At 58.0% G+C, this 6,799-nt stretch carries 5 protein-coding genes and 1 pseudogene; all 6 read right to left on the bottom strand.

Annotation, left to right across the window (positions count from 1 at the left end):
• A partial coding sequence (locus tag RDQ42_RS09895; protein WP_374044706.1) for a M20/M25/M40 family metallo-hydrolase occupies positions 1-799 on the bottom strand: 799 nt, incomplete at its 3' end.
• 335 nt (positions 800-1,134) lie between these two features.
• Complete coding sequence (locus RDQ42_RS09890; protein WP_071427988.1) at positions 1,135-2,436, bottom strand: amidohydrolase; 1,302 nt, start codon at positions 2,434-2,436, stop codon at positions 1,135-1,137.
• Positions 2,437-2,538: 102 nt separating this feature from the next.
• On the bottom strand, positions 2,539-3,858 hold the full coding sequence (locus RDQ42_RS09885) for an amidohydrolase (protein WP_308588601.1): 1,320 nt from the start codon (positions 3,856-3,858) through the stop codon (positions 2,539-2,541).
• 35 nt (positions 3,859-3,893) lie between these two features.
• Positions 3,894-4,715 (bottom strand): amidohydrolase family protein, encoded by an 822-nt coding sequence (locus RDQ42_RS09880; RefSeq protein WP_231358162.1) that lies wholly within the window; start codon positions 4,713-4,715, stop codon positions 3,894-3,896.
• A 152-nt stretch (positions 4,716-4,867) separates the two neighbouring features.
• Positions 4,868-6,193, bottom strand: coding sequence for an amidohydrolase (locus RDQ42_RS09875; protein ID WP_071427987.1), 1,326 nt, complete (start codon positions 6,191-6,193; stop codon positions 4,868-4,870).
• A gap of 96 nt (positions 6,194-6,289) precedes the next feature.
• Positions 6,290-6,799, bottom strand: a pseudogene (locus tag RDQ42_RS09870) (amidohydrolase); the annotation flags it as partial.

Here is a 6,799-nt window from a genome sequence, read left to right as displayed (position 1 = left end):
CGGGGACCACGTTGACCAGGTCGCCGCCCTTGGTGATGATGGGATGGACGCGGATCTGATCCTTGTCCTGGAAGGTCTCCCGGTTGGCGTTGACAGCCATCAGACCGATCTGGGCGGCGTTGAGGGCGTTGATGCCCAGGTGAGGCGCGCCGCCTGCGTGGGCCTCTTTGCCGATGTACTGCACCAGTTTGCCCACAAAGCCGTTGTATTTCTGGCCGCAGTTGATGACATTGCCCAGCTCGGTGTGCTGCATGACGCAGATGTCGATGTCATCGTACAGGCCCAAACGGACAAACTCCTGCTTGCCGCCCAGGAACCAGATCTTGCCAGCTTTGCGCAGCTCGTTGCGGTAGCCCAGCTCCACATACTCTTCTGCGGGGACAGCCATCAGCACCACGTCGCCGCCCAGCTCTTCCAGGATGCCGGTGTCTTTGAAGGCGTAGGCAGCGCCGACCATAGAGGCGATCTGAGCATGGTGGCCGCAGGAGTGGGCAGCGCCGGTCTCTTTGTTGGCGCAGCGGTGGTTGGGGGCGACAACGGCGTCCAGCTCGCCCATGATGGCGACCTTCACTTTGGACTCGCCGCCCTTCAAAGGAGCGATGATGCCGGTGATGGCGTGGCCGTCGGTGTATGTATAACCCATCTCGTCAAAGGCTTTTTTCACCTTTTCAGCGGTTTTAAACTCCTTGTAGCCCAGCTCAGGCTCGGAGAAAATCGCATCGCCCAAAGCGATGATCTTGTCACGGTTTTTGTCGATGGCTTCGCAAGCTCTCTGTTTGAGTTCTTCTCTAGTCGCCATAATAAACAATCTTCCTTTCCATCTTAAAAGTGCAGCACCCCTCTTTCTAGAAGAGGGAAATTGAGGGAACTGTATGTGCAGGACGGACAAAACAGCCCCTTATGCTCTTTAAGTATAAACGAATTTTGGAAGTTCGGCAACTGGTTTTTTCCAAAATTTCCGGTTCTGCCCAGGGAATGGCCCATTTCACCAGTATTTTTATTAATATTATGAATTCCAACCAACCGGGAGTTCTCCCCCTTTTTATAAGGTGGCTCCGCCTGGCTGCCACAGGCTCCTTCCAACAAAAAGGGACCGCCGAAAGCGGTCCCTTTTCCTACGTATTGGCGCTGCTCTTACAGGTTTCCCCACTCCTTGAGGTATTGCTCCTTGGTGTAAGGGGCCTTCCAGCTCTCCTTGATTTTGAGACCGCGCTCAGCCCCATCTGCCAGCAGGTCGATGCAGCTCATCAGCATCATCTTGGTGGCGACGATGTAAGCGTTCTCTTTGTCGGTGATCTCATATTCCGAGCTGTGGCCCACACCGGCCGCACCGGCGATGCAAGCATGGACGGTGGGAACGATATGGGCGACGTCGTTGGCGTCGGTGGTGTAACCCACGCCGGGGCCCACATTCTCTTTGCCCACCAGGGCTTCCAGGTTCTCAGTGACCAGCTCTTTCAGGGGCAGATGCTCATAGGGAAGCATGTAGCCGGGCAGATCGATGATCTCCACTTGAGCGCCCACGGCGTCGGCGCCGGCTTTCAGGGCCCGATCCACCTTCTTGGAGGCGTCCAGGATGGCGGGCTCATTGTTGCCGCGGCAGAAGGTCTCGATGCGGACATCGGCGGGGACTACGTTGACCAGGTCGCCGCCCTTGGTGATGATGGGATGGACCCGGACGGAATCCTTATCCTGGAAAGTTTCCCGCTGCGCGTTGATGGCCATCAGGCCGATCTGGGCCGCGTTGAGGGCGTTGATGCCCAGGTGAGGCGCGCCGCCCGCATGGGCCTCTTTGCCGATGTAGCGGATGTATTTGGCGATGAAGCCCTTGCCGACAGCGCCGCCGGCAGTGGCCTTGACATTCTCGTCCACCATGGTGTGCTGCATGATCATCATATCGATGTCGTCAAACACGCCCTCATAGATGAACTCCTGTTTGCCGCCCAGGAAGTGGATCTTGCCCTCCTTGATCAGGCCGGCGCGGTATTCCAGTTCCACGCCCTCCTCGGCGGGGACGCCCATCAGCACGATGTCGCCGGACAGTTCATCCATGATGCCGCTGTCTTTCAGCGCCAGGCCGCAGCCGATGATGGAGGCAATCTGCACATGGTGGCCGCAGGAGTGGGCAGCGCCGGTGACCGGGTCTGCGCAGCGGTGGCCGGGGCAGACAACTGCGTCCAGCTCGCCCATCAGGGCCACTTTCAGCTTGGATTCCTTGCCTTTAAAAGGGGCGATGACGCCGGTGATGGCATGGCCATCGGTGTAGGCGACGCCCATCTCCTCAAAGGCTTTTTTCACTTTGGCGGAGGTCTTGAACTCTTTGAAGCCCAGTTCCGGCTCTGCAAAGACCGATTCGCCGAAGGCGATGATCTTGTCCCGGTTTTTGTCTACTGCTTCGCAGGCTCTTCTTTTCAGTTCTTCTCTGGATACGCTCATTTGCAGCACTTCCTCTCTTTGTCTCAAGCGGGGGTGCCCCGCGTGTATCAAGACGGGCGGGCCGCAGGTGCGGCCCCTCCCCTTCTTCCGGTTGGTTGAGGGCTACATATTGCCCCACTTTTTCAGGTATTCCTCTTTGGTCATCTCCGGCTTGTAGTTGTTTTTCACCTCAATGCCCTTGGCCGCGCCATCCCACAGCAGGTCGATACAGGTCATCACCATCGCCTTAGCGGGGACAATATATGCCAGCTCTTCGTCGGCGATCTCATAGCTCTCGCTGTGTCCGATGCCAGAGGCCGCCGCAAAGAAGGATTGAACAGTGGGCATGATGTAGGAGAGGTCGCCCTGGTCAGTAGACCCAGAATTGGCCGGGCCGGTGACCGCCACATTCTCCTCACCGATGAGGCCGGAAAGGTTGCCGGCCATCAGCTCGTTGAGCTCCATGGCCTCGATGGTGGGCAGGTAGCCGGGAAGGTCGGTGATCTCGCACTTGGCGCCCACCGCATCACCGCCCGCTTTGAAGGCACGGGACACCTTAAAGCTGGCATCCAGAATGGCTTCCATATTGGAACCGCGGACATAGGTCTCCAGCCGTACGTCGGCAGGGACCACGTTGACCAGGTCGCCGCCCTTGTTCATGATGGGGTGTACCCGGATGTGGTCTTTGTCCTGGAAGGTCTCCCGCTGGGCAGCCAGCGCCGCCAAGCCGATGTTGGCCGCGTTGAGGGCGTTGATGCCCAGATGGGGCGCGCCGCCCGCATGGGCCTCTTTGCCGATGTAGCGGATCAGCTTGCCCACAAAGCCGTTGGATCCGCAGCCGCAAAGGACCTTTTTGCCCTCATAGGCATATTCCGGGGTGGTGAGGTGCTGCATGACCATCATGTCGATGTCATCCATGACGCCCAGTTTGATGAACTCCTGTTTGCCGCCCAGGAACCAGATCTTTCCAGCCTTCTTCAGCTCGTTGCGGTACTCGATCTCCACATATTCCTCCGAGGGGACGGCCATCAGCACGATGTCGCCATCCAGCTCTTCCATGATGCCGGTGTCCTTGAGGGCGTAAGCCACCCCCACCATCGAGGCGATCTGGGCGTTGTGGCCGCAGGAGTGGGCAGCGCCGGTTTTGGGGTCCGCACAGCGGTGGCCGGGGGCAACTACCGCATCCAGCTCACCCATGACCGCCACCCGGATATTGGATTTGCGGCCCTTGCGGGGGGCGACAATACCGGTGATGGCCACCCCGTCCTGATACGCATAGCCCAGCTCGTCAAAGACCTTCTTCACCTTGTCGGCGGTTTTGAACTCCTTGTAGCCCAGCTCCGGCTCACTGAAGATGGAACGTCCCAGGGCTACGATCTTCTCCCGGTTCTGGTCGATGGCCTCACAGGCTTTCTGCTTCAGTTGCTCTTTGGTCATGCTCATGAAATACTTCCTTTCCGTATAAAATTAATAGAATATTACAGATTCAGCCGGTAAATCCGGTTGGCATTGCGGAAAAACACCCGCTCCCAGTGCTCCTCCGGCACAATGCCCTTGATAAAGGCGATGTACTCCCCCAGGTTGACAATGGGCCAATCGGTGCCATATAGGATATCATCCCACTGGCAGATGGCGGTGAGCCAAGTGCGCAGCAACCCCACATACCCGGATTGCTCCCGGAAGTAGCGGGGCAGGTCCACCCTTCCCTCCAAGAGGCCGGAGAGATCGGCGGCCACATTGGCATTTTTCTCCACCACCGCTGCCGCCGCTTCCAAAAACGGGTTGCCGAAATGGCACATGACGAACTGGGTTTCGGGGTGGTCGGCGGCCACCTCGTCCAAGGCCAAGGGGTGGCAGTATTTTAGATGGGCTCTGGGGTGGGCGGTCAAACCCATGTGGACGGCCACCGGCTTATCATAGTGGGCAGCCAGTTCATAGACCGGCTGGTACACCGGGTCAGAGAGCCAGATTTTGTTGTACCCGGGGTAAAGCTTCACCCCGCAGCACTCCTCACGCTTTAAGTGCTCCTCCACTTGGGCAGCCAAATCGGGGATCACCCGATCCCCCTGATCCATCAAAACGCTGTCCAGCCCCACGCAATAGTGGAACAGGTCGGCGGGATAGTTGTGGTACCCCACTTCGAGACTGCGGTTGCCCATCACCACACCGTGGACGATATCCAACTCCCCAAATGCCTGCCGGAGATGAGCAACTGAATTTTGGTGGCCCACTCCCTGTGCCATAGTGTCGGTCTTGGGTTCAGAGGGGAAAAGATGAAGATGGGCGTCGATGATTTTCATGGGGTATTTTCCTTTCTCGCCTTGGGGGCTGTTGCATGAATGCAGTCTATATCTATTTTGGATTGGAGCTGCCATGACCTATTGCGGTTCTCACTGGCGGGAGGGGTCTCCAGCGAAAACAAAGAAAACCCTCCCCGCTGTGTTCCGGTTGGCTACAGGTCCAACCCGCCCCAATCCCGCAGGTACTGTTCTTTGGTCATGGGGGCTTTAAAGTTGTCTTTTACCTTCTGGCCGAGGACAGCGCCCTCTGCTAGCAGGTCGATAGCAGTGGTGGCCAGAATCTTAGCCGCGGTGATGTAAGCCATCTCCTTGTCCACAATTTCGTAGTTGGCGCCGTGGCCAATGCCTTTGGCGCCGCCGATCCGCATGTGGACCACAGGGATGATCTGAGACAGGTCCTGGGCATCGGTGGAGCCGCCCGAGCCGTTGCGCACTGCGGAATCCCCCATCAGGGCGTGCATATTCTCCCAAACCACGTCTTTAAGCTCCTCGCTTTCATAAGGGAGCAGGTAACCGGGCAGGTTGGTGATCTCACACTTGGCGCCCACCGCGTCAGCGCCGGCTTTAAAGGCCCGGTCCACCTTGGCGGAGGCGTCCAAGATGGCTTCCATGTTGCCGCCGCGGACATAGGTCTCGATGCGGACATCAGCGGGGACCACGTTGACCAGGTCGCCGCCTTTGGTGATGATGGGATGGACCCGGATGGTGTCCTTATCCTGGAAGGTTTCCCGGTTGGCATTGACCGCCGCCAAGCCGATCTGGGCTGCGTTGAGGGCGTTGATGCCCAGGTGGGGCGCACCGCCGGCATGGGCCTCTTTGCCGATGTAACGAACCAGTTTGCCCATAAAGCCAAGGCCGGTGGAACCGCCGCAGTTGCCTTTGATTTTTCCCGCCTCATCGCCGTTTTCGGTGGTGGAGGTGTGCTGCATAATCATCATGTCGATGTCATCGAACACACCCAGGTAGATAAACTCCTGTTTGCCGCCCAGGAAGTGGATCTTGCCCGCTTTACGCAGCTCGTTGCGGTACTCGATCTCCACAAATTCCTCCGAGGGGACAGCCATCAGCACAACGTCGCCGGAGAGCTCTTCCAGGATGCCGGTGCCGGCCAGAGCGTAGCCCACACCCACCATTGAGGCGATCTGGGCGTTGTGGCCGCAGCAGTGGGCCGCGCCGGTCTCCTTGTTGCACAGGGCGTGGCCGGGAACGACCACAGCGTCCAGCTCGCCCATGACGGCAACCCGGATCTTGGACTCTTTGCCCTTCAGGGGGGCGATGACGCCGGTGATGGCCACACCGTCCTGGTACTGGAAGCCCAGCTCATCAAAGACTTTTTTCACCTTATCGGCGGTTTTAAACTCCTTGTAGCCCAGTTCCGGCTCCATCATAATGGATTCGCCCAGGGCGATGATCTTATCCCGGTTTTTGTCGATGGCTTCACAGGCTCTTTTCTTTAATTCTTCTCTGGATGCTGCCATAAGTAGTACCTCCCTTGCTCCGGCCTTAAAGCCGGCTTTGTTGTTATGAAGCAAATGCCGGTAGAAATACTTCTACCGGCATTCTGACGCTCCAGGTTATTTGGTCATCAGGCCCCATTTTTCCAGGTACTCTTCCTTGGTGAAAGTGGGTTTGAAGTTGGCTTTTACCTTCAGGCCCAGTTCTGCGCCATCGGCCAGCAGGTCGATCGCGGTCATAGCCAGGCATTTTGCTGCGGCGATGTAAGCGATGTCCTTGTCGGCGATCTCGTAGTTTTCGCTGTGGCCGATGCCTTCAGCGCCGATGAAGTAGGAGTGGATCATGGGCATCAGGTAGGAAATATCGCCGGCATCGGTGGAGCCGCCGCCTGCGGTGTTCTCGTACCGGACGAATTTCTCGTCGCCAAAGACTTCCTTCATGTTCTCATACATGATGTCGAACAGGTCGTAATTCTGGATGGTGGGCAGGTAACCGGGCAGATCGGTGATCTCGCACTTGGCGCCCACGGCGTCCGCACCAGCTTTGAAAGCGCGGGAAACTTTGGCGGAAGCATCCAGGATAGCATCCACGTTGGCGCCGCGGACATAGGTCTCGATGCGGACGTCGGC

The organism is uncultured Merdimmobilis sp., from assembly GCF_902471145.1.
Lineage (GTDB): Bacteria > Bacillota > Clostridia > Oscillospirales > Ruminococcaceae > Merdimmobilis > Merdimmobilis hominis.
Note: the sequence above shows the minus strand (reverse complement) of the source record. Positions and strands in the feature narration are given on the sequence as shown.

What these genes read in the sequence shown, in the direction of transcription:
- RDQ42_RS09875 (WP_071427987.1), bottom strand. Translation starts at nt 6,193, where the DNA reads ATGGCAGCATCCAGAGAAGAATTAAAGAAAAGAGCCTGTGAAGCCATC.
- RDQ42_RS09880 (WP_231358162.1), bottom strand. Translation starts at nt 4,715, where the DNA reads ATGAAAATCATCGACGCCCATCTTCATCTTTTCCCCTCTGAACCCAAG.
- RDQ42_RS09890 (WP_071427988.1), bottom strand. Translation starts at nt 2,436, where the DNA reads ATGAGCGTATCCAGAGAAGAACTGAAAAGAAGAGCCTGCGAAGCAGTA.
- RDQ42_RS09885 (WP_308588601.1), bottom strand. Translation starts at nt 3,858, where the DNA reads ATGAGCATGACCAAAGAGCAACTGAAGCAGAAAGCCTGTGAGGCCATC.